Consider the following 316-nt stretch of genomic DNA (forward strand, 5'->3'; position numbering starts at 1 on the left):
ACCGACCGGCCGTATTACTGGAGCTTCGTCGAGCGTACCGGCGCGGAGCCGCAGACACTGTCCTTCACCTTCGTGTTTGACCCGGAGAAGTACGACGCGGCGACCGCTCCGGCGCCAAGAGGCGGTGCCGGGTTAAGTGCAGCCGGGGTGAGCAGCGCTTCAGGCGGCTCCGGCTCGCCGGTAAATCCGCTGCCTTCGGGCGGAGGGGCGGCCGCCGGGCAGGGACCGAACGCCGCAGGAGGCTTCGGCGGCCTGCCCGGCGTTAATCCCGGAGCGGGAGCCGGGAATAATCCCGTGGCAAGCGCCGGAGGCGCCG

The 316-nt window shown here is 70.9% G+C and carries 1 pseudogene; it reads left to right on the forward strand.

Features of this window, described 5'->3' with window-relative positions:
* Nucleotides 1-316 (forward strand): annotated as a pseudogene (locus L692_RS32995) (YqhG family protein); the annotation flags it as partial.

It is taken from the genome of Paenibacillus forsythiae T98 (assembly GCF_000520735.1).
Lineage (GTDB): Bacteria > Bacillota > Bacilli > Paenibacillales > Paenibacillaceae > Paenibacillus_AQ > Paenibacillus_AQ forsythiae.